Annotated in this window: 1 protein-coding gene and 1 pseudogene; both read right to left on the reverse strand. The window is 72.3% G+C overall.

The features are described from left to right. On the reverse strand, positions 1–1,044 hold a 1,044-nt coding region (locus AC31A1_RS51220; RefSeq protein WP_489659884.1), incomplete at its 3' end, for a sensor histidine kinase. Between the two features lie 9 nt (positions 1,045–1,053). Continuing rightward, positions 1,054–1,524, reverse strand: a pseudogene (locus tag AC31A1_RS51225) (hypothetical protein); the annotation flags it as partial.

Consider the following 1,524-nt stretch of genomic DNA (forward strand, 5'->3'; position numbering starts at 1 on the left):
GGTGAGGGTGACGGGGAGGGCGCTGTCGGCGGCGAGGGTGGTGAGGGCGGCGTGCAGACCCTCGTCGAGTACGGGCGGATGGATGCCCTTGACCAGGTGGCGCAGGTCGGAGATGGCCTGGGTCGCGTTGCCCTGGGCGGTGTCTACGACGGTGAGGACGCGGTCGGGTTCGGCGCCGGCGGTGACCAGTTCGCGGATCAGGGTGAGGTGCATGGCGAGGGCGACGAGGCGGGCCTGGGTTCCGTCGTGCAGGTCTCGTTCGATACGGCGGAGGGTGGCGGCGGCGTCGTCGACGGCTCGGGCGCGGGTCTCCTCCAGGGTCCGGATACGGCGGGTCGCGGCGTCGGGGCCGAGCAGCACCGTCAACAGGGCGCGGTGCGGGCCGAGGGCATAACGGAGGAGAAGGGGTGCGACGGCCAGCAACAGCAAACCGGCTGTGAACGGAATCAACCAGCGTGGCCAGGAGTCGAGCTGGTAACCGAAGAACTCCAGTGACACGTGGTGCGCTGAGCCGTCGGCGCTGTGAACCGTGTTGTAGTTCCAGCGCTTGAGCAGCGGGTGCAGCGTGAACAGGACGCCGTAGACGTATCCGATGACGACGGCTGCGTACGCGAAAACGGCTGTGAACGGTGTCAACAGGGCGCAGCCGACCGCCCGCCAGCCAGCTCGGTCGAGCAGGATGCCGCGACGCCAGCTGAGGATCGCGGCGGGGCTGGTACCGGTAGCGCCGCTGCCGCTCCCGTTGACGCCGCCGGCTTCCGCCCCCGGTGCACCCGGCTGCTCTATCTCCAGGCCGAGGAGTCGTCGGGCGAGGCCCCGTTGCAGCGCGGCCAGCGCCAGCGCGCCGCGCACGGTCGCCGCCAGCAGCCACAGGCCGAGCGTGGTCACCGACAGCGCCCCGCCGAACGCCAGCCCGACGAGCGTGAGGAAGAAGCCGACGAGGGCGAGCGGGAGGGCGATCAGGCCGTAGAGGACGGCCTTCAGCGCGCGGCGGCCGAAGGTGGCGAAGGCGAGCGTGCGGAGGCGGGAGCGGAAGCTCGGCATGGGATCAACCTAGGAGAGAAGTGACCTGGCCACGCGGAGCTGTACGGCGGTCAGGCCGCGCACCACCCACGGCATCAGCAGCAGGAAGCCGATGCCGCCGAGCACCGCGTGGAAGGCCCAGGCTCCGGCGAAGGTCGGCCCGCCCCACGCGCCGGAGTAGTCGTCGCCGGCGCGGAGCGGCCAGCCGAGGTTCAGGGGGACGATCGCCCAGCCGTAGAGCGTGATGAACGCGGTGATCAGGTTGAGGGGCGTGGCGAGGAGGGCGTGAGGGAGGCCGCCGGCGCGGGGCCTGCCGGACGGGTCGACGCTGTCGGCGCCCAGGAAGCGGCGGACCAGCCCTCGCTGCCAGCGGGCCGTGGGGGCGCCGAGGAGGGTGAGCGGGATGCAGGCGAGGCCGAGCGGGAGGGCGAGGAGTGCGTAGGCGGTGCGGCGCCAGGTGGTGGCGGTGAACGGGGCGCGGACGAGGTGCCAGGCGTGGAC

It is taken from the genome of Streptomyces sp. P5F9 (genome assembly GCF_057961495.1).